We start from the raw sequence: 17,826 nt of genomic DNA, 5'->3' as shown, positions 1-17,826 counted from the left end.
TCAGCCGACCGGACTAACGGTGACGATTACGCTTTGTGTCGCCGTCAAACCCCGTGGGTCCTCCGCTGTAACGGTCACAGCCGTAGTCCCGGGTGTGACCCCGGTGATCGTGAGACGATCGCCGGAGACGCTCACGGTGGCCACCTGTGCGTTGTTTGCTCGGGCACCGAAAGACAGGCGGTCACCGTCCGGGTCACTAAAGTATCCCGAGAGGTCGATTGTGACCGGCTGTGCAAGTCCGATGGACTGGGGAGGAATCGCACCTACGGGTCGCGGCGCTCTGTTTGCGGACTCAGGCTGACGGTCAGGTTCTGACTCGTTAACGACATAGCATTCAACAAGAGAGCCGCTCCACACAAGCGCGCCGGCAAGAAGCAACAGACACCGACCAGACACCGTTACCCCCCTGTGCGATTCGATCCGTCACCAGTCGATCCTGGACGATGGACGACGCGGCACCGACCGTTCGTCAGGTGAAGATGTGAGAGGGGATACGCGGACCGCTATCCCCCTTCTTGGGGACCCCGCAGGGCTTCGAGCGACAGGACCCTCCGCACGAGCTCGGTCTGTTTACTGATCCCCTGCTTGCGATAGACCCGCTTGAGGTGTGTACACACGGTGCTCTCCGCGCAGCCCAACTCGTGCGCAATGCCGGCTACCGTCTGGCCGGTCGCCAGCTCCACCGCTACGCGGCTCTCCGTGGGCGTCAAACCCAGGACCGCAGCCGCCAGATCCGGATCTACCCGGGGGCGGGCTTCCGGGTCGACAACCAGCACCAGTGCGCCGACCTCCCACGCACGATGATCCGCGCCCATTCCCTGCACGGGGTGGACTTCAAGGACCAGCGGCGTGCGAGCCTTCGTGCGCGTGATCTTCATCGACCCCCCCGCGCCCTGAACGCCGTACGGGGGCAGCGCCCGCGCCAGCACGCGCTGTAGCTCCGCGTCCTCCTCCGGTATCCCCGCAGTCAACACGCCCTCCGCGTCGCAGAGCCCATCGCGTTTCAGGAGGATATCCCGGGCTCGGTCGTTCGCCTCCAGGATCCGTCCGCGGCGGTCCAACTGGATAAACCCCGACCGCCCGTCCTCGAGCAGTTCGGCAAGCGACGCGCCCAGTGCCCCGGCATTCGCCATGGCATGCCGGACGCGCACGAACTGGCGTATGTGAGGTGCGAGACGCTTGACGGTCTCGATCTGATCGTGTCCCCAGCCGCCGCGTTCGGCGGAGTTGCCGACGGACCAGACGATCGCACGCCCGTCTGGCTCGTCGAACACCATGAAGAGGCCGTTCTGGGACTGGTTGACGCGCCGGAACTCATTGTATACGGTGGATGTCTTCTTTTCCTGTCGGTATAGAGATCCGACTTATAGGCCACTTCGCCGTCGCGAAGTCCGAAGAGCCGCAGGATAACTTCATCCCGCCGGAAATAGTCGCGCAAATACAGTTGCTCCAGGTCCTCCCTGCGTTCCCTGCCCACGAATAACCGATGCAGGAAGACCTTGGGCTCTACCCCCCCACACGGATCCCCGTAGGACAAACCATGGCCGCCCGTGCGGATCGTGTCGTTGACCAGGGCGGCGGCCGAGACCCAATTGGCATCCGCCAGCGCCGCTCTGTACAACGACGCCAGGGTGCGCTCGAACCTGTCCTGCTCGGTCATCGCCTCACTCGACTGCCGGCCCTCCCGTCAACTTCACCGCCACAGCACATGGGGACTTGAGGGCACACGCTAGCGACCCAAGCGGCCGCAGGCTACCCAAAATGGGGTATACCGGCGGAAGCTGACGCCAGTTTTGTCTGCACCGTTTGGACGCGTTACCCTTGCGGGATGGAAGACACGCCGTTTCTGAAGGAAGGTCTGGCGGTCGTCGTGAAGCGGGATTGCCCGACGTGCCGGCTGGTCGAACCGGTGCTGGAGCGACTCGCGCGCGGCTCCGGCGGTCTCGCCGTCTTGAGCCAGGACGACCCGGACTTCCCCGTTGGGGTCCCCGGCGTGATCGACGACACGGAACTCGAACACTCCTTCCGCCTCGGGATCGAGACTGTCCCGACGCTGCTGCACTTCGAGGATGGGCAAGAAACGGGCCGCGCCGTGGGCTGGGACCGCAAACAGTGGCGCGCGTTGACCGCGACCCCGGATCTGGGGGCGGATCTCCCCGAGTTCCGGCCGGGGTGCGGCTCCCTCTCCGTCGAGCCCGGCGCGGAGGGCCGGCTGCGCGCGCGCTTCGGGGAGACGGGGCTCCGGGCGCGGCAGGTGGCGCTGGAACCGCATGCGGACGCCGTGGAAGCCTGCTTCGACCGCGGGTGGACGGACGGACTCCCCGTCGTTCCCCCCACACCGGAACGGATCCTGCGCATGCTGGCGGGCACGGCCCGGGCCCCGGACGAGGTCGTGGGTGCCGTCCCGCCGGATTACGCCGCATGCACCATCGAAAAGGTGGCGATCAACGCCGTGCTCGCGGGCTGCAAACCGGAGTACATGCCCGTCGTGCTGGCGGCCCTCGAAGCCGCGCTCGATCCCGACTTCACCCTGCACGGGATCCTGTGCAGCACCTGTTTCACCGCGCCCCTCGTCATCGTCAACGGGCCCATCGCCCACCGCATCGGGATGAACTCCGGACTCAACGTCCTCGGGCAGGGAAACCGCGCCAACGCAACCATCGGACGCGCCCTCAACCTCATCGTGCGCAACGTGGGCGGCGGCCGCCCCGGCGAGATCGACCGCGCCACTTTCGGGGCACCGAGCAAGTACACGTTCTGCTTCGCGGAAGACGAATCCGACGAGGAGTGGGAACCCCTCTCGGTCTCGCGCGGCGTCCCACGCGGAGTGAGCGCGGTAACCCTGTTCCAGGGCGAGGGCGTGCAGGGGATCATGGACCAGTGCTCGCGCACGCCCGAGGAGCTGACCGCGTCGCTCGCCACATGCCTGCTGGCCGTCTGCCACCCCAAGATCTGCGAGTGGGCGCACGCCGTGCTGCTGCTCTCGCCGGAACACTACGCCATCTACCGGGAAGCCGGCTGGAGGCGGGCGCGCATCACCGATGCACTGCTCGAGGCGACGACGCGGCCGCTGAGCGAGGTCGTACGCGGCGCCGGCGGGCTGGCCGAGGGCGTGCCGGCCTCGGAGACGCGCCGCCGCGTGCCCAAGTTCCCGCCCGGCGGACTGCTCCTCGCCCGGGCCGGCGGCGCGGCCGGGCTGTACTCCGCGATCCTTGCCGGCTGGCCGGGCGGCCGCGCCTGGCAGGAATCACACCCCGTCACGAAAGAGATCGAGACATGACCCCCGCGACCCCCGTGCCCCCGGCGACCGTCCTGCACGACCCCACCTCCGAACTCGCCCCGGAGATGCGGCGGCGTCTCGCGCCACCCACGTCGCTCGAGGGCCGCGTCGTGGCGCTCCAGGGGATCGGCAAGCTCCGCAGCGACGAGTTCCTCGACCACGTGAAGACCCGCCTCGACGCGCTCGAGATCGAGACGATCCGCACGGACAAGCCCACGAACGCGCGGCGGGCCCCCGTCGAAGTGCTGCAGAGGATCGCGGCCGAGGCCCACGTCGTCGTCCAGGGCCTCGCCGACTGAGGGTCCTGCACGTCGTGCGGTCTGCACGACCTCAAGGACCTCGACGACCGCGGGATCCCGGGCTGCTTCGTGGTGACGACGGAGTTCGCCGAGGCCGTCGACATCCAGTCGCGCTCGCTCGGCTTCGAGCCGGGCATCGTCTGGGTCCCGCACCCGATCCAGAACCGCACCGCGGACGAACTCGAACGGCTCGCCGATGGAGCGATCGACCCGATTCTGGCCATGATCACGGCGTCCGACGGGTGATCGCGGCGGGATGACTTCCGGGGTGGGGGGGCCGCCCGTGGGGCGGCCGCACTTGCTCACGGCGCCGTGAACGGCCTATTTGGCAGTACTGTGACCGCAGTGTCGACTAGCGCCGCGTGAGCCGTAGAGAGCCGATCCAGCCAGGAGGCCGCATGCCCACCCGCCGACGATTTCTCGCCCGCCTCGGAGGCTCCGCCGCAGCCGCCGGAGTCATGACGGCCGTTCCCACGAAGTGGAACACCGCGATCGCCACCGCCCGCGACCTGTCCCGCACCCCCGGCTCCCCCGCGGAGATCGCCCGCGACGAGGAGTTCTGGATCGAGATCCAGAAGGCGTTCACGACCGACCGTTCCCTCGTCAACCTCAACAACGGGGGCGTGAGCCCGACGCCCGCCCACGTGCTCGAGGCGATGAAGCGGGACCTCGACTTCGCGAACCAGATCCCCGTGTACAACGGGTGGCAGATCCTCGAACCGCAGCGGGAGGGGGTCCGCGCCCGGCTCGCCCGCCAGTGGGGCGTCGACGCCGAGGAGATCGCGATCACGCGGAACGCGTCCGAAGGCCTCCAGATCCTCCAGTGCGGGTACGACCTCGAGCGCGGGGACGAAGTCGTGACGACGACCCAGGATTACGGGCGCATGATCACGACTTTCAAGCAGCGGGAGCGCCGCGAGGGGATCGTCCTCAAGCAGTTCAGGATTCCGATCCCGGCCGAGGACCCAGCCGAGATCGTGCGGCTGTTCGAGGAGCAGATCACCGACCGCACACGCCTCATCCTCATGTGCCACATGATAAACATCACGGGCCAGATCCTCCCCGTGCGCGAGGTCGTGGAGATGGCGCGCGGCTACGACATCCCTGTCATCGTTGACGGCGCCCACTCGCTCGCGCACCACGAGTTCACGCTCTCCGAACTGAACTGTGACAACTACGCCGTCAGCCTGCACAAGTGGCTGCACGCTCCCGTCGGCACCGGCCTCCTCTACGTGAAGCGGGAGAAGATCCCCGAGATCTGGCCGCTGCAGGCCGCGGCCGAGAGCCGCGACGACGACATCCGGAAGTTCGAGGAGACGGGAACGCACCCCGAGGCCAACTTCCTCGCCATCGGCGAGGCGCTCACCTTCCACCAACTCATCGGCGGCGAGCGCAAGGAGGCGCGCCTCGTCTACCTGCGGAACTACTGGGCCGAGCAGCTTCTCCAGCACGACCGGGTGAGGCTCAACACCAGCCTCAAGCCGGGCTTCGCGTGCGGGATCGCCAACGTCCAGGTCGAGGGGATCGAGACGAGCGCACTCCGCAACTGGCTGTGGAACAAGCACCGGATCTTCACCGTCGGCATCAACCACGCCGAGTTCACGGGGCTCCGGATCTCGCCGTCCACCTACTCGACGCTCGAGGAACTGGACCGTTTCGTGGACGCGATGACCCACGCCGTGAAGCACGGGATCCCCGCCTGAGGCGCTCCGTCTGAGGTTGCCGGCCGCCTGACCCGGCCCGACTCGCTGCCAACCGGCGCCCGGTTCGGCGGAGCCGGGGGACGGCGACGAGACGAATCCGTTATTGCGTCGCCGCGAGTCTGGACGGGTATATCGCCGGACCCGGCGGCGAGTTCGACTGGATCCTCGTCGATCCCGACATCGACGTTGACCGAACGCAGGGTCTAGCGGCTCGGCGAGTCCCAGCGGGTTCATCCCGCCCCGCCCTACAGCGAGTTTTTTTCGCTTCCTGGCTTCTTATGTTACGATAATTCTCATCTCGGAGCCCGGAGAACCCCTAACGTGCAGATAATTCCATGAACCGTCTGCTAAGCGAATTGCCCGAAGCCTTCGTGTCCCATACGGCCATCAGCCGGGACGTATCCCGGGCGGTGAAGACCGGGCGACTCCGGAAACTTGCGTCTCGCCTCTACACCAGGAACCTGGATGATGCCCCTGAAGATATCGTGAAGCGCAACCTGTGGGGCATCGTCGCCGGGTACTTTCCGGGGGCGCTGGTGGCGGACCGTACCGCTCTGGAAGCAGATCCCGCTGGCGATGGATCCGTTTGCCTTGTCAGCGAGAGAGGGAGGACGACCGAGTTGCCCGGGGTCGTGCTGCGTCCGCGCCGCGGCCATGGGCCGATCGCGTCGGATACGCCCTTTGTCAGCGGACTATACCTCAGTTCAAGGGCCAGGGCCTATCTCGAGAACATGCGTCCCTCACGGGCGCGGAGCGGCCGTGTGCCGCGCACTCTCACGCGTGCCGAGGTCGAGGAGCATCTTGATCGTCTCATTCGCATCTCGGGCGAAGACGCCGCCAACCGGCTCCGTGACGAGGCCCGGGCGCTGGCCGCCGGACTCGACATGGAAGCGGAGGCCGCGCACCTCCAGACCTTGATCGGCACGTTGCTCGGCACCCGCCAGAGTCGTCTCGATTCGCGAGTGGGGCGGTTCCGAGGCCTGGGACGGGCCTACGATCCTGATCGGCTGGAGTTGCTCCACCGGTTGCAGCAGTCGCTCCGCGACCGTCCTCCCAGCGACCGTCCGGCACCTCGGCGTGCCGCGCCGGGGCCGGTGACGCTGGCGTTCTTCGAGGCCTACTTCTCGAACTTCGTCGAAGGTACGGAGTTCCTGGTAGATGAAGCGGTCCGAATCGTCTTCGAGGGCGAGATCCCGCGGCACCGGCGGGCAGACGCCCGGGACGTGGTGGGAACGTGGCGTCTCGTCTCCGACAGGGAGGAGATGTGCCGTACGCCGGAAGATTCCGAGGGATTCCTGGATCTTCTGCGGGAGCGGCACGGTACAATTTTGGTGGGACGGCCCGAGATGCTCCCCGGCCAGTTCAAGGAAACCCGGAACCGTGCCGGACAGACCATGTTCGTTGCTCCCGAATTGGTACTCGGCACCCTGGAGCAAGGCTTCGCCCTGTACCGGAGCCTGGAATCGCCCTTTGAGCGCGCGGCCTACATGATGTTCCTGGTCAGCGAGGTACACCCCTTCGCGGACGGGAACGGGCGTGTGGCGCGCGTGATGATGAACGCGGAACTCGTCGTCGGCGGGGAAGAGCGGATCGTCATCCCGACGGTCTTCCGCGACGACTACCTCGCCGCGCTGCGGGCGCTGTCGCGTACCCAACGTCCCGAACCGCTGATCCGCGTACTCGATTACGCACAGCGCTGGGCGATCGCGGTCGACTGGACCTCAATTCCCGAGACGCAACGGGAACTCGAAGCGTGTAACGCCTTCCTGGATTCCGACGAAGCGGAGGCCGAGGGCAAACGGCTGCGCATGCCGCGGTGACGACGTGGCGGACTGGCCGTCCGTTCGGGTCGGCGCATATGATTTGCGCGCCGTACGCCCAGGCAGTTTCGAGAACCGATTACGTCCCATCCGTCCGACCCAATCATTGGATCAAAGAGGAGACCTCATGACCGAGACCTTCGACATGGCCTTGATACAGCGCGGGGCCCGACTCCGCCGCTCGCCCTATTTCGAGGCCACCCTCCGAGCCGGGTGCCGGAGCTATACGGTCTACAACCACATGTTTCTCCCAACCCGCTACGACGACCTGCACGCGGAATACGAGAAGCTCCTGACCGGGGTCACGGTGTGGGACGTGAGCGTCGAGCGGCAGGTGGAGATCACCGGGCCGGACGCCTTCGAGTTCACGAACCTGCTCACCCCCAGGGACCTGTCGAAATGCGCCGTCGGGCAGGGCAAGTACGTCCTCATCACCGCCGGGGACGGCGGCATCGTGAACGACCCCGTGCTGCTGCGCCTGGCCGAGAACCATTTCTGGCTGGCGCTGGCGGACAGCGACGTGCTGTTGTACGCGAAGGGCATCGCGCTCAACGCCGGCCTCGACGTTGAAGTGCGCGAGCCGGATGTCTCGCCGATGCAGGTTCAGGGTCCGAAGTCGAAGGAAGTCGTGCGCAGACTCTTCGGAGAGGACATCCTCGAGCTCCGCTACTACTGGTTCCTGGAGACCGATCTGGACGGCATCCCGGTGGTCGTGACCCGCACGGGGTGGAGCGGCGAAGTGGGCTACGAGATCTACCTGAGGGATGGAACCCGGGGCGTCGAACTCTGGGACCGCGTGATGGAAGCGGGACGAGACCTGGGCATTTCTCCCACCGGCCCGTCGGACATCCGCCGCATCGAAGCCGGCATCCTCAACTACGGCGTCGACATGACGCTGGACACGAACCCCTATGAAGTCGGGCTTGGATGGCAGGTCGACTTCGACCAGGAGGCTGACTTCATAGGCCGCGAAGCGCTGGCCCGGATCGCCGAGGAAGGGCCTCGGCGGCGCCTCGCCGGAATCGAGCTTTCCGGCGCCCCGCTCGACTTGAACATGGACCGCTGGCCGGTGCGCCGGGACGGAGAGGAGATGGGCTTCGTGACCTCCGCCGTGTACTCGCCGCGTCTCGGGCGGAACCTCGGCTACGCCATGGTGCCGGCCGCCTCCGGAGAGCTGGGCACGCGCCTGAGCGTGACCACGCCGGACGGAGAACGCGACGCCACGGTCGTGCCCCGCCCCTTCGTGGATCCCGGCAAAGAGATTCCGAAGTCGCCGTTCGTGGCAAGACCCCCGCGCCAGCCGGCCGCGAGGGCTTCGACCAGTTCGCCGAATTCGTGCTCCCAGCCACCGACATTGTCCTGGCGGTCGCTCTCGGTCCGGAAACCGCGCTCGACCAGGCGCAGGATCGTCCCGCCGCCCGCGCGTTGGGTGAGCGTCCACTCGACGGTCGTGTTGTAGCCGCCCTCGAGCGGGGTCTCGGGCTTCCGGGCCCAGCGCCACACGAGCCGGCGCCCGGCCTCCATCCACTCGATCGCGATCGCGTACCGACCGTGGTTGTCCCACACCAGCCAACCCGTGGCCCCTTCTTCCGGCGCGAGTCCCTCCACCCGGTCCGGGAACCAGGAGGCCAGCCCGTCGGGGTCCGCCAGCGCCACCCAGACGCGCGCGGGGGACGGGTCGACCTCGATCGTCCGGTCGATCGGTCCGGGAGGAATCGAATCGTCTGTCATCGGGTTACGGCGCTCCTCTCCACTGTGACGTTCCCGCGGGAACGTTTCCGCGGAAACGTGTTCTACGGTCGGCCTAGCCCGCGAGCCAGTCCTCGATGAGGCGGCGGGAGATCGACACGCGGCCGGGGAGCCGGAGGCCGATCTCGCGGCGGCGCGCAAAGTCGGCCCGGTCGAACCAGCGCGCATCGGCCAGCTCCTGGCGGGCCACCCGGAGTTCGCCGCCGGTTCGCTCCGCCCGAAAGCCCAGCATCAGCGACGCCGGGAAGGGCCACGGCTGCGAGGAACGGTAGCGCACGGATCCGACCTCGATCCCCGACTCTTCGCGGACCTCCCGCACGACCGCTTCGGAGAGGCTCTCGCCCGGCTCCACGAACCCCGCCAGCGTGGAGTAGACCCCGTCCGGCCAGATCGACTTCCGCCCGAGAAGGCAGCGGTCGCCGTCCGTCACGAGCACGATGATCGCCGGGTCGGTGCGGGGAAAATGCTCCGCCCCGCACGCCTCGTCGCCGCAGCGCCGGACGTGGCCGCCCTGCGCCGGACGGGTCGGAGATCCGCACGTCCCGCAGAAGCGGTGCCGGCGGCTCCAGGTGACGATCGCCCGGGCGTAGGCCAGGAGCGATCCGTCCCTCTGCCCGAGCATGGCCCCCACGCGGCGGAGATCGAGGAACTCCCGCGCCGCGTCGAGAACCCCGTCGAGAACCCCGTCGAAGGCTCCGTCGAGCGCCCCGCCACGCGCCGGGGCCCCGGGCCCCGGCACCTCCGCCGCGAACAGGGCTCGACCACCGTCCGGTCCCCCGTCGCCCCCCTGGAGGCCGAGGAAGATCCATTCGTCCCGCGGCTCCGCGCAGGAGACGGCCGCTGCGGGAGGGAGGAATCCGGGCTCGTAGGCCATGTCGCCGGCTCCCCCGGCGAGACCTCGCGCCGGTTCCCGTACCAGGCTGCGAGAGCGCCACACGGGCACGACGCGCGAGGAGGGGTCGGACTTGCGGTCGGAGAGCCACTTCGGATCCGCCCGCAGGTCGGTCGCGCGGTCGAGACCGCCGCCCGCGAAGGGGTTCGGTCTTCGGTGGCCGTCCCGCGCCACGCCAGATAGGATCTCGCCAGCCGACATGCGCGCAACGTAGCAGCCCCGAGGGAGACGGTGAACAGATCCGACCACGGCTTCGAGGGAACGGCAGGAGCGGGCACGCTCCTCACGTTCGATTGTTACGGGACGCTGATCGATTGGAACACCGGGATCCTCGCCGCGCTGCGGGCCGCGTACTCCGGAGCCGCCGGCGTGGCGGACGAGGCGCTGCTGGGTGAATTCCTGGCGGCGCAGGACCGCCTCAAGACGAGCGATTACCGTCGCTACCGCCAGCTGCTCACCGAGACCGCGGTCGAGGTCGCGAGCGCCAACGGCTGGGACCCGTCGGAGGCGCCGGCCGCCGGCGTGCCCGCCACCATCCCCTCGTGGCCGCCGTTCCCCGACACGAACTCCGCCCTCTCACGGCTGGCCGCGGCGGGCGTCACGCTGGGCATCCTGTCGAACATCGACGACGACCTGCTCGCGGGGACGCTGCGCCATTTCGAGGTCGAGTTCACCCTCCTGGGCACCGCGCAGAGGCTGCGCAGCTACAAGCCCGCCGCGCCGCACTTCGAGCGGGGACGCGAGTGGGCCGCCGGCTTCGATCGCTGGCTGCACGTGGCGCAGAGCCTGTTCCACGACATCGTCCCCGCGACGGCGCTCGGCGTCCCGGTCCTGTGGGTCAACCGCCAGGCGCAGCCCCTTCCCGACGAAGCCGATCCGGTGCACATCGTGCCCGACCTGGCCGCCGCCGCGGCGTGGCTCCTGCCCCCGGCGTGATGCCGGCACCGCATGCCGTACTTCCCGACAGGTGGTCCTTCACCTAGAATTAGACTGGTCGTATCGTCTGGTCTAAATGCGAGAGGGTGAAATGGACCGTATCGGGGCGTACGAAGCCAAGACCCACCTGCCCCGGCTTCTGGACCGCGTGGCGGCCGGGGAGAGTCTCACGATCACCCGGCACGGCCGCCCGGTCGCCCGGCTGGTCCCCGTCGACGAGGACGACCGCGTTCGGGCCCGCGAGGCGGCGCGCCGCATTCGCGAGCGCCGGAACCGCCTGCCGGACCGCGTGCCGATCGCCGAACTCATCGAAACGATCCATGAGGGGCACAGGTACTGATGGCGCTCGTGATCGATGCGTCGGTCGTGCTGTCCTGGTGTCTTTCGGACGAGGACGATCCGTTGGCGGAGTTGGCCATGCGGCTGACCTTGGAACACTTCGCCGTCGTCCCTCGGATCTGGTGGTACGAAATCCTGAATGCCCTCACCGTCAACAGACGCCGGGGACGCCTGACCGCCGATGATGTTTCGGCCACACTCGCGGACCTCAAGGGAATGCGGATACTGGTCGACGATGATCACAGCGACGGCGTGGTCCTGGACCTGGCGTGGAGACACGGACTCTCCGTCTACGACGCCGCGTATGTGGAGACTGCCCTGCGCCGCTCATTGCCGCTGGCCTCGCTCGACCGTCGGCTTCGCCGGGCGGGGGAGACGGCCGGGGTCCCGATCCTGCAGCCCCGATAAGGCGCGCGACCCCTCAGCCTCCCTGGTCTCTTGTGGAGGCGTCGGCGGCGGGTCCGTCCAGCACGTCGCGGGTGAAGCGGTGTAGTTCCTGCCACAGCGCCTGCTGGGAGAAGATGTCGTTGTGTCCCACCCCGGGGATCTCCAGCCAGCGCCCGGGGCCACCGAGCGCCTCGAACACCTCGCGGCTCTGGCCGGGCGGAATCACGCGATCGTCCGCCCCCGCCCCGACCAGTGTGGGCGCCGCGATGCGGGAGGCCCGGTCCAGCGTGTCGAAGCGGGGACGCGGCCAGTCGAGATACCATTCCGGCAGCCACGGCAGGCGGTGCCGGGCGATAGCCGGGACGTCCGTGAACGGACCGAGCAGGACGACGCCTGCGACGGGCCGGCCGATCGCCACCTCGGCGGCCACGGCGCTTCCGAGCGAGTTTCCGAGCAGGATCAGACGCCCCGGATCGACGCCCTTCTCATCCACCAGCCAGCGGTACGCGGCCCTCCCATCCGCGTACAGGCCCTCCTCGGAAGGCTTCCCCTCGCTTGCCCCGTAGCCGCGGTAGTCCGGGAGGAGGATGTCGAGGCCCAGGTTCGAGAGCGCCGCCGCCACCGTGCCACGATCTCCCAGGTGTCCGGCATTGCCGTGGAAATAGATCGCGGCGCCCCGGCCGGGTTCGTGGCGGCCGGGTTCGTCGCGCCCGGCGGGAAACCACCAGGCGTGCAGCCGCGGGCCGTCCTCCGTGGGGATCCACACCTCCGAGGCGTCCACGAATCCCCAGTAGCGCGGATGCGTCTCGTGCGGCTCCAGCGGTTCCGGATAGAACACGAAGAAGGGGGCCAGGCGCGGCAGACACAGATGGACGACCGCGAGGAGGCCAACCACGGCGGCAACGACGACGAGGAGTTCCACGGGCGGCCGCCGGGGGACGGCGGTCAGGATCCGGGCAGGGACGCGGCGGCGAACCGCTCGGCCCAGCGCGCGTACACGTCGGGGCGCCGGTCGCGCCAGAACAGGCGGCGCGCGGTGGACGTCTCGCAGCGGGCGAGATCCACGTCGGCGTAGAGGATCGTCTCCTCGAGTTCCGGGCCACGCGCAAGGATCACGCCCTCGGGATCGACGACGAAGGACTCGCCGGCGAAGGTGAGGCGCGGTTCCTCGCCGACGCGGTTGCAGAGGGCCGCGAAGTAGCCGTTCTGGAACGCCGCCACGCGCACCTCGGCCTCGAACAGCCCCTCGGGCCATTCGCCGATCGCACCGGCCTGGGGGATGACGACGAGTTGCGCGCCGAGTTCGCCCAGGCGCCGCATGTACTCCGGGTAGTGGCGGTCATAGCAGATGGCCACGCCCACGCGGCCGGCGGCCGTCTCGTACACGGGCGCGTCCGTGTCCCCCTCCGCGTAGTAGTGCTGCTCGTGGAAGCACGCGTACTCGGTGATGTGCATCATGCGCGTGACCCCGAGCAGCGAGCCGTCCGCGTCGAACACGGGCGTGCTGTCGTAGCACCGGCCGTCGATCCCGAGTTCATACTGGTTGAAGACGGTGACGAGGCCGAGTTCAGCCGCGCGGGCCGCGATCCGGTCCGAGGTGGGCCCGGGGATCGGCTCCGCCAGATCCGCCGCCGCCGGGTCGTCGGGACGCTGCGGGAAGAAGCGGTCGATGGCCAGTTCGGGGAAGGCGACCAGTTGCGCCCCCTCGGCGGCCGCGCGCCCCATCGCGGCGAGCGCGCGTTCGAGGTTGCGGGTGCGATCGGGTGCGGCGGACTGCTGGACGAGTGCGACCTTCATGCCTGGGCCGTTCGGGTCGGGGTGTCGCGGCTACCGCCGCCTGAGTCGGGGGATTGTCGGGGAGCGCGCCACGGCCCGCAACGGGGCCGCCGATCGCCCGGGAGCCCGTTACCTTGGTCGCATGTGCGGACGATTCAGCCTGCAGACCCCGGTTCCCGATCTGGCCGAGTTGTTCGAGGCCGATCCCTCGCGGCTCTCCGAGTGGTCCGCCCGCTACAACGTGGCCCCCACCGATGAGGTCATCGCCGTCCGGCGCGGCGCCGGCGGCCGTGAACTCGTCCCCCTCCGGTGGGGGCTGATCCCGAATTGGGCCGAGGTCCCGGGTTCGCTCCCGCTCATGATCAACGCCCGCTCCGAATCGCTCGAGACGCGGCGCGCGTTTCGGGATCTGATCCTGGATCGCCGGTGCGCGGTGCTGGCCGACGGCTTCTACGAATGGCGGACCGAAGGCGGCGTGAAGCAGCCCTATTTCGTGCGGCGTCGGGACGGGAGGCCGATGGCGCTCGCCGGACTGTGGGACACCTGGCGCGGGGCCGAGGGCCCGGTCGGCTCCTGCACGATCGTCACGACGGACGCGAACCCGCTGCTCGAACCGCTGCACGACCGCATGCCGGTCATCCTCGAGGGAGAGGGCGCGCAGATGTGGCTGGATCTCGACATCTCGGAGCGCACCATGGAGCCGCTGAAGCCCTTCGACACGGAGGCGCTCGAGGTGTTCGCGGTCAGCCGCCGCGTCAACCGCGTGGCCGTGGACGACCCGGCCTGCATGGAGCCGCTCGGCGCACCGATCCGGGGAACGGAGGGTTGGGTGCGACGGCCCCCACCGGGCGAGGCACCGCCGGACCAACTCGGGCTCTTCCCCTCCCCGGCGTGAGACTCACAGCACGCGGCCTCCGATTTCCGGTTCTTGGAGCAATCGTCGTCGCCGTGTCGGCCGGTTGCGCCCGGCCGGACGCTCCGTCGGGCTCCGGGACGGCGTTTCCGGACCGGCTCCCGCCCCCGCTTCCCATGCCGGTGGCCAACAACGCGGTCGCGGCCATCGAGACATCCGCGGGGTGGGCCGTCTTCTCCTTCCTCGGGATCGACTCGACGAAGCTCTGGTCCGGGGTGATGACCGCCTCCTTCCGCTGGGACCTCGGAAGTCCGGCGTGGCGAGCGATCGAGCCCCCGCCCGGCCCCGGCCGCCTCGCCGCGACGGCCCAGGCGTTCCACGGCAGGATCTTCCTGTTCGGGGGCTACACCGTCGCGGAGGACGGCGGGGAGCAGTCGCGTCCGGAGGTCGATGTCCTGGATCCGGAGACCGGGCGCTGGACTCGGGCAGCTCCGATGCGCACCCCCGTCGACGACGCGATCTCGGGCGTATGGCGCGACTCGCTGATCTTCCTCGTCTCGGGCTGGCACGACTCTGACAACGTGGCGGCTGTCCAGATCTACGATCCGGCGCGGGACGCCTGGACGCAGGCCACGCCGATCCCGGGACCGCCCGTGTTCGGGCACGCCGGCGGCGTCGCGGACGACGCCATCGTCTACATCGACGGCGCGCGCGTGCAAACGGACCCCCGCGCCTTCGTCCTCGAGATGTCCTCGTGGCTGGGCCGCATCGACCCGGCCGACCCCACCCTCATCGCCTGGCAACGTCTGCCGGACCACCCCGGGCCTGGTCTCTACCGGGCCGCGGCGAGCGGCACGGGTTCACGGCTGGTCTTCAGCGGCGGATCGGACAACCCCTACAATTATAACGGAATCGGCTACGACGGCCGTCCGGCCGAACCCTGGTCGGGCGCCTTCGCCTTCGATCCCGCGACCGGGGCGTGGTCCGAACTTTCGGCACCCGACACACCGACCATGGACCACCGCGGCATCGTCATCGCCGATGGACGCGCCTTCATCGTCGGAGGCATGACCGCCGGGCAGCGGGTCACCGACCGGGTCACGGAGGTACGTCTTCCGCGCTAGCCAGCGGCGCGCGGCGAGACGCGGTGTCGCTAGAAGCTGGCGACCAGCGCGATGGTGAAAGTCGAGTCCAGCTTGTGCCGCGGGACGAGAACGGTCTTGCCCGTCGGGGTGCCGGCGGGCTGCTCGAGCGGCGCATTCGTCAGGGCCGGCACGTTGTCCCACACGAGTCGCAGGCCCGCCTTCACGGCCAGGGAATGGTTGATGTCCACCGCGAGCGAGTTGGCGAGATCGGCCCGCAGATCGGTGGCATCGGTGAGGTTCTCGTCCAGCGTCAGCGTGCTCTCGAGGTCGGCCGTCTCGGTGAGGCGGCGGCGGAAGTTGATGGACACGCGGACACCACCGAAGCTGGCACTCTTGTCGGGGTCCTCCACGACGTCGTGCTGGGCCGTGAACGTGATCCCGTAGTCGCTCTTGAGCCGGGTGGTCTCGGTCTCGATCCACATGTTGCCGAGACCGGTGACGAGGGAGAGGCGGCTCTCGAACCCCGAAAAGGTGTTCCGCTCCCAGCCGGCCCCGGTCGTGAGATGGACGTGATCGGAGAACGAGCGCTCATACTCGGCCCTGGCGAAGTAGTTCTCGGCGGTCGGTTTCGGGTCCGACTCGTCGGTCACCGTGAAGTGGTCCTCCGTGCCGACGGCGATCCGCTGCGTCGTCCCGGACTCGGTGCGGAGACCGCCCGCCCGGAACGACAGTTCGCCCCGGGCCCAGTCCCGGCGGGCCGCGCCTCCGAGGCCGAAGGTTCTGACCGTCGAGTTCCCCGACGTGAACAGCAGGCTCAGCTCCGCGCTGTACGCCCAGTTCGTGGCCGGCTCTTCCTGAACCGTCGCGGCAGCAAGCGACGGAGGGATGGCCAGCGCCGGAGCGACAGCCAGCGGCAATCCGAGGACGGCCTGCGGCGTCATCCGAAACTTCATTCTTCCCATCCCCCAATCATGGTGATCCCAAAGAAACTGACCTGCCCGGCTGCAACATACTCCAGGATCGAGGGTGTGTGCCGTCGGCTTCGTCGCGGAGGCGGCGTTCTTTGGCCCGCAGCCCCGGGGCCGCTAACATCAGCGCCGGAGCAACCCCCTTCTACACCCACGTTGACGGAGTTCGGACATGCTCGAGGTCACCGCGCGGAACTTCCGGTGCTTCCGCGAGAGACAGACGGCGCGGCTTGCGCCGCTGACGCTCCTCGTGGGCGACAACGGCACCGGCAAGACCTCCTTCCTGGCGCTGCTCCGGGCGCTGTGGGAGATGGCCTTCGAGGAGCGCGAGCCCAACTTCAAGACCCCGCCCTACGACTTGGGCAGCTTCGCGGAAATCGCCCACTCCCAAGGCGACCGCGGCGCGACCGCGTCCACGTTCGAGGCCGGCTTCCTGCATGAGAACACGCGATCGAACAAGGGGCCGCGGCGGGTCCGCTTCACGGTGCATTTCGAGGCGTACGGCGCGGCCCCGCGTCCGGTTCGGCTGCGCGCCGAGACCGAGGAGCCGGACGATGATCCCCCGGCCCGGCGAGTCCTTCCTCGCTGCTGGGCCGAGTTCCGCATCCCTGAGCGCGGACCCCTGTCCTTCACCGTGGGCGCGCCCGGCGGCGAATGGGAGCTGCGAAACACGGACTCCGAATCGCCGCACGCAGACTGGTATGAAGCCCTCACGGCGTCCCCTGTCGTCCGCGAGGGGCGTCACGAGCTTCCCTCTTTCAATTACTACATCCGCAACATGTGGAAGTTTTCGACGAGTGGCGAAACGTTTCCCAACGTGCGCGGCGAGAGCCAGCCAACAGAGGAGGAGTGGCGCGCGCTCGTTACCATGGCGCGGCTGGCTCGGCCGGTTCACAGCGCTCCGTTCGCAGGTGCCGCGGCCAGGGCAGAACCGCGGCGCACCTACGATCCGGCTCCCCTCAGGGGTGATGCGGCGGGCGGCGACATCCCGACGTACCTCGCCGACCTCGCGGGACGAAACGACAAGGCGTGGAGGTCGATCAGACAGGGACTTGAGGACTTCGGCCGGGAGGCGGGCCTGTTCGGCGAAATCCGAATCAGAACCCCGGACGGGTGGGCCGGTGGTCCGTTCCAGATCCAAGTCGCCAAGTGCGGGCCCGACAGCGTGAAGGGACCCTACCGCAACCTGATGGACGCGGGATACGGCGTGAGCCAGGTGCTTCCCGTAGTCACGGAGCTGCTGCGGCAGGAACGGTCGCGAATGTTTCCTCCTGCAGCAGCCCGAGGCGCACCTGCACCACAGCGCGGAGGCCACTCTCGGCAGCCTGTTCGGCAGGGTGGCCGCGGCGGGCTCCCAACTTGTCGTCGAGACCCACAGCGACCACCTGATCGACCGCATCCGCACCGATGCGCGTGACGGAGCCACGGACCTGAGACCCGGGGACGTGTCCATCCTCTACTTCGAGCGCGACGAGCGCGACGTCCGCATCCACTCGCTTGGTTGGGATGAGAACGGCAACCTGATCGGGCATCGCGGCGGCCTCCCCGAGCGATACCGCGAGTTCTTCAGAAAAGAGACTCGCCGGTCGCTGGGACTCTGAGCGATGTGCGCGACTCTGGATGCGAATGTCGCGGGCGACGTGTTCGGAGCGAAACGCACTTCTCCCGGCCGTCAGTTCTTCGATTGGCTGGAGACGCCCCGGGCACGGCTGGTCGTCGGCGGCAAGCTGTATCCGACC

General features: G+C 68.6%; 18 protein-coding genes and 1 pseudogene. 12 read left to right on the top strand and 7 right to left on the bottom strand.

Annotated elements, in window-relative coordinates; translation table 11 throughout:
- Together ACPXY0_RS05345 and ACPXY0_RS05340 are read right to left on the bottom strand one after the other, a co-directional pair.
- On the bottom strand, positions 1 to 357 hold the full coding sequence (locus ACPXY0_RS05345; RefSeq protein ID WP_423930577.1) for an Ig-like domain-containing protein: 357 nt from the start codon (positions 355 to 357) through the stop codon (positions 1 to 3).
- Positions 358 to 503: 146 nt separating this feature from the next.
- The gene (locus ACPXY0_RS05340) at positions 504 to 1,277 is read right to left on the bottom strand and encodes a helix-turn-helix transcriptional regulator (protein WP_423929166.1); all 774 of its coding nucleotides are present in this window, start codon (positions 1,275 to 1,277) and stop codon (positions 504 to 506) included.
- Between the two features lie 551 nt (positions 1,278 to 1,828).
- Between ACPXY0_RS05340 and ACPXY0_RS05335 the strand changes: the two genes are divergently transcribed.
- The 5 genes from ACPXY0_RS05335 to ACPXY0_RS05315 all read left to right on the top strand — a co-directional run bounded on the left by ACPXY0_RS05335 (position 1,829) and on the right by ACPXY0_RS05315 (position 8,561).
- The gene (locus tag ACPXY0_RS05335; protein WP_423929164.1) at positions 1,829 to 3,280 is read left to right on the top strand and encodes a thioredoxin family protein; all 1,452 of its coding nucleotides are present in this window, start codon (positions 1,829 to 1,831) and stop codon (positions 3,278 to 3,280) included.
- Positions 3,277 to 3,825 carry a UGSC family (seleno)protein gene (locus ACPXY0_RS05330; protein ID WP_423929162.1) on the top strand — a complete coding sequence of 183 codons (549 nt, stop codon included), beginning with the start codon at positions 3,277 to 3,279 and terminating at the stop codon, positions 3,823 to 3,825. The genes ACPXY0_RS05335 and ACPXY0_RS05330 overlap by 4 nt, the downstream gene beginning before the upstream one ends.
- Before the next feature lie 152 nt (positions 3,826 to 3,977).
- Positions 3,978 to 5,282, top strand: coding sequence for an aminotransferase class V-fold PLP-dependent enzyme (locus ACPXY0_RS05325; RefSeq protein ID WP_423929160.1), 1,305 nt, complete (start codon positions 3,978 to 3,980; stop codon positions 5,280 to 5,282).
- 335 nt (positions 5,283 to 5,617) lie between these two features.
- Positions 5,618 to 7,102, top strand: coding sequence for a Fic family protein (locus ACPXY0_RS05320; protein WP_423929158.1), 1,485 nt, complete (start codon positions 5,618 to 5,620; stop codon positions 7,100 to 7,102).
- 127 nt (positions 7,103 to 7,229) lie between these two features.
- Positions 7,230 to 8,561, top strand: coding sequence for a glycine cleavage T C-terminal barrel domain-containing protein (locus tag ACPXY0_RS05315; protein ID WP_423929156.1), 1,332 nt, complete (start codon positions 7,230 to 7,232; stop codon positions 8,559 to 8,561).
- Here the strand turns inward: ACPXY0_RS05315 and ACPXY0_RS05310 are convergent.
- A pseudogene (locus ACPXY0_RS05310) lies at positions 8,471 to 8,833 on the bottom strand (SRPBCC domain-containing protein); the annotation flags it as partial. The gene ACPXY0_RS05315 and the pseudogene ACPXY0_RS05310 sit on opposite strands and share 91 nt — an antisense overlap.
- A gap of 73 nt (positions 8,834 to 8,906) precedes the next feature.
- Positions 8,907 to 9,917 (bottom strand): NAD(+) diphosphatase, encoded by a 1,011-nt coding sequence (gene nudC / locus ACPXY0_RS05305; RefSeq protein ID WP_423929154.1) that lies wholly within the window; start codon positions 9,915 to 9,917, stop codon positions 8,907 to 8,909.
- Between the two features lie 57 nt (positions 9,918 to 9,974).
- On the opposite strand from nudC, the gene ACPXY0_RS05300 reads away from it, so the two are divergent.
- The 3 genes from ACPXY0_RS05300 (at position 9,975) to ACPXY0_RS05290 (ending at position 11,426) form a co-directional block, all read left to right on the top strand.
- The gene (locus ACPXY0_RS05300) at positions 9,975 to 10,679 is read left to right on the top strand and encodes an HAD family hydrolase (RefSeq protein WP_423929152.1); all 705 of its coding nucleotides are present in this window, start codon (positions 9,975 to 9,977) and stop codon (positions 10,677 to 10,679) included.
- 91 nt (positions 10,680 to 10,770) lie between these two features.
- Positions 10,771 to 11,019 (top strand): type II toxin-antitoxin system Phd/YefM family antitoxin, encoded by a 249-nt coding sequence (locus tag ACPXY0_RS05295; RefSeq protein WP_423929150.1) that lies wholly within the window; start codon positions 10,771 to 10,773, stop codon positions 11,017 to 11,019.
- Positions 11,019 to 11,426 (top strand): type II toxin-antitoxin system VapC family toxin, encoded by a 408-nt coding sequence (locus tag ACPXY0_RS05290; protein WP_423929148.1) that lies wholly within the window; start codon positions 11,019 to 11,021, stop codon positions 11,424 to 11,426. The genes ACPXY0_RS05295 and ACPXY0_RS05290 overlap by 1 nt, the downstream gene beginning before the upstream one ends.
- A gap of 13 nt (positions 11,427 to 11,439) precedes the next feature.
- On the opposite strand, the gene ACPXY0_RS05285 is transcribed toward ACPXY0_RS05290, so the two are convergent.
- Together ACPXY0_RS05285 and ACPXY0_RS05280 are read right to left on the bottom strand one after the other, a co-directional pair.
- The gene (locus tag ACPXY0_RS05285; protein ID WP_423929146.1) at positions 11,440 to 12,327 is read right to left on the bottom strand and encodes an alpha/beta hydrolase; all 888 of its coding nucleotides are present in this window, start codon (positions 12,325 to 12,327) and stop codon (positions 11,440 to 11,442) included.
- A gap of 23 nt (positions 12,328 to 12,350) precedes the next feature.
- Positions 12,351 to 13,202 (bottom strand): carbon-nitrogen hydrolase family protein, encoded by an 852-nt coding sequence (locus tag ACPXY0_RS05280; RefSeq protein ID WP_423929144.1) that lies wholly within the window; start codon positions 13,200 to 13,202, stop codon positions 12,351 to 12,353.
- On the opposite strand from ACPXY0_RS05280, the gene ACPXY0_RS05275 reads away from it, so the two are divergent.
- Both ACPXY0_RS05275 and ACPXY0_RS05270 read left to right on the top strand, forming a co-directional pair.
- Positions 13,201 to 14,076 carry an SOS response-associated peptidase gene (locus ACPXY0_RS05275; protein ID WP_423929142.1) on the top strand — a complete coding sequence of 292 codons (876 nt, stop codon included), beginning with the start codon at positions 13,201 to 13,203 and terminating at the stop codon, positions 14,074 to 14,076. The two genes, ACPXY0_RS05280 and ACPXY0_RS05275, sit on opposite strands and share 2 nt — an antisense overlap.
- 53 nt (positions 14,077 to 14,129) lie before the next feature.
- Positions 14,130 to 15,158 (top strand): Kelch repeat-containing protein, encoded by a 1,029-nt coding sequence (locus tag ACPXY0_RS05270; RefSeq protein WP_423929140.1) that lies wholly within the window; start codon positions 14,130 to 14,132, stop codon positions 15,156 to 15,158.
- A gap of 29 nt (positions 15,159 to 15,187) precedes the next feature.
- Here ACPXY0_RS05270 and ACPXY0_RS05265 read toward each other — a convergent pair whose 3' ends face one another.
- Complete coding sequence (locus tag ACPXY0_RS05265) at positions 15,188 to 16,072, bottom strand: DUF481 domain-containing protein (protein WP_423929138.1); 885 nt, start codon at positions 16,070 to 16,072, stop codon at positions 15,188 to 15,190.
- A gap of 187 nt (positions 16,073 to 16,259) precedes the next feature.
- Between ACPXY0_RS05265 and ACPXY0_RS05260 the strand changes: the two genes are divergently transcribed.
- Entirely contained in the window at positions 16,260 to 17,504 is a 1,245-nt protein-coding gene (locus ACPXY0_RS05260) for an AAA family ATPase (protein ID WP_423929136.1), read from the top strand.
- On the top strand, positions 17,413 to 17,688 hold the full coding sequence (locus ACPXY0_RS05255) for a hypothetical protein (protein WP_423930575.1): 276 nt from the start codon (positions 17,413 to 17,415) through the stop codon (positions 17,686 to 17,688). The genes ACPXY0_RS05260 and ACPXY0_RS05255 overlap by 92 nt, the downstream gene beginning before the upstream one ends.
- The last annotated feature ends 138 nt before the right edge of the window (positions 17,689 to 17,826 follow it).

Source organism: Candidatus Palauibacter sp. (assembly GCF_965237495.1).
Taxonomy (GTDB): domain Bacteria; phylum Gemmatimonadota; class Gemmatimonadetes; order Palauibacterales; family Palauibacteraceae; genus Palauibacter.
This window is presented reverse-complemented; position numbering and strand designations above follow the sequence as displayed.

Coding starts and splice junctions, on each gene's coding strand:
- ACPXY0_RS05340 (WP_423929166.1), bottom strand. CDS start 1,277: ATGGTGTTCGACGAGCCAGACGGGCGTGCGATCGTCTGGTCCGTCGGC.
- ACPXY0_RS05335 (WP_423929164.1), top strand. CDS start 1,829: ATGGAAGACACGCCGTTTCTGAAGGAAGGTCTGGCGGTCGTCGTGAAG.
- ACPXY0_RS05325 (WP_423929160.1), top strand. CDS start 3,978: ATGCCCACCCGCCGACGATTTCTCGCCCGCCTCGGAGGCTCCGCCGCA.
- ACPXY0_RS05320 (WP_423929158.1), top strand. CDS start 5,618: ATGAACCGTCTGCTAAGCGAATTGCCCGAAGCCTTCGTGTCCCATACG.
- ACPXY0_RS05315 (WP_423929156.1), top strand. CDS start 7,230: ATGACCGAGACCTTCGACATGGCCTTGATACAGCGCGGGGCCCGACTC.
- ACPXY0_RS05295 (WP_423929150.1), top strand. CDS start 10,771: ATGGACCGTATCGGGGCGTACGAAGCCAAGACCCACCTGCCCCGGCTT.
- ACPXY0_RS05290 (WP_423929148.1), top strand. CDS start 11,019: ATGGCGCTCGTGATCGATGCGTCGGTCGTGCTGTCCTGGTGTCTTTCG.
- ACPXY0_RS05275 (WP_423929142.1), top strand. CDS start 13,201: ATGCCTGGGCCGTTCGGGTCGGGGTGTCGCGGCTACCGCCGCCTGAGT.
- ACPXY0_RS05280 (WP_423929144.1), bottom strand. CDS start 13,202: ATGAAGGTCGCACTCGTCCAGCAGTCCGCCGCACCCGATCGCACCCGC.
- ACPXY0_RS05265 (WP_423929138.1), bottom strand. CDS start 16,072: ATGAAGTTTCGGATGACGCCGCAGGCCGTCCTCGGATTGCCGCTGGCT.
- ACPXY0_RS05260 (WP_423929136.1), top strand. CDS start 16,260: ATGCTCGAGGTCACCGCGCGGAACTTCCGGTGCTTCCGCGAGAGACAG.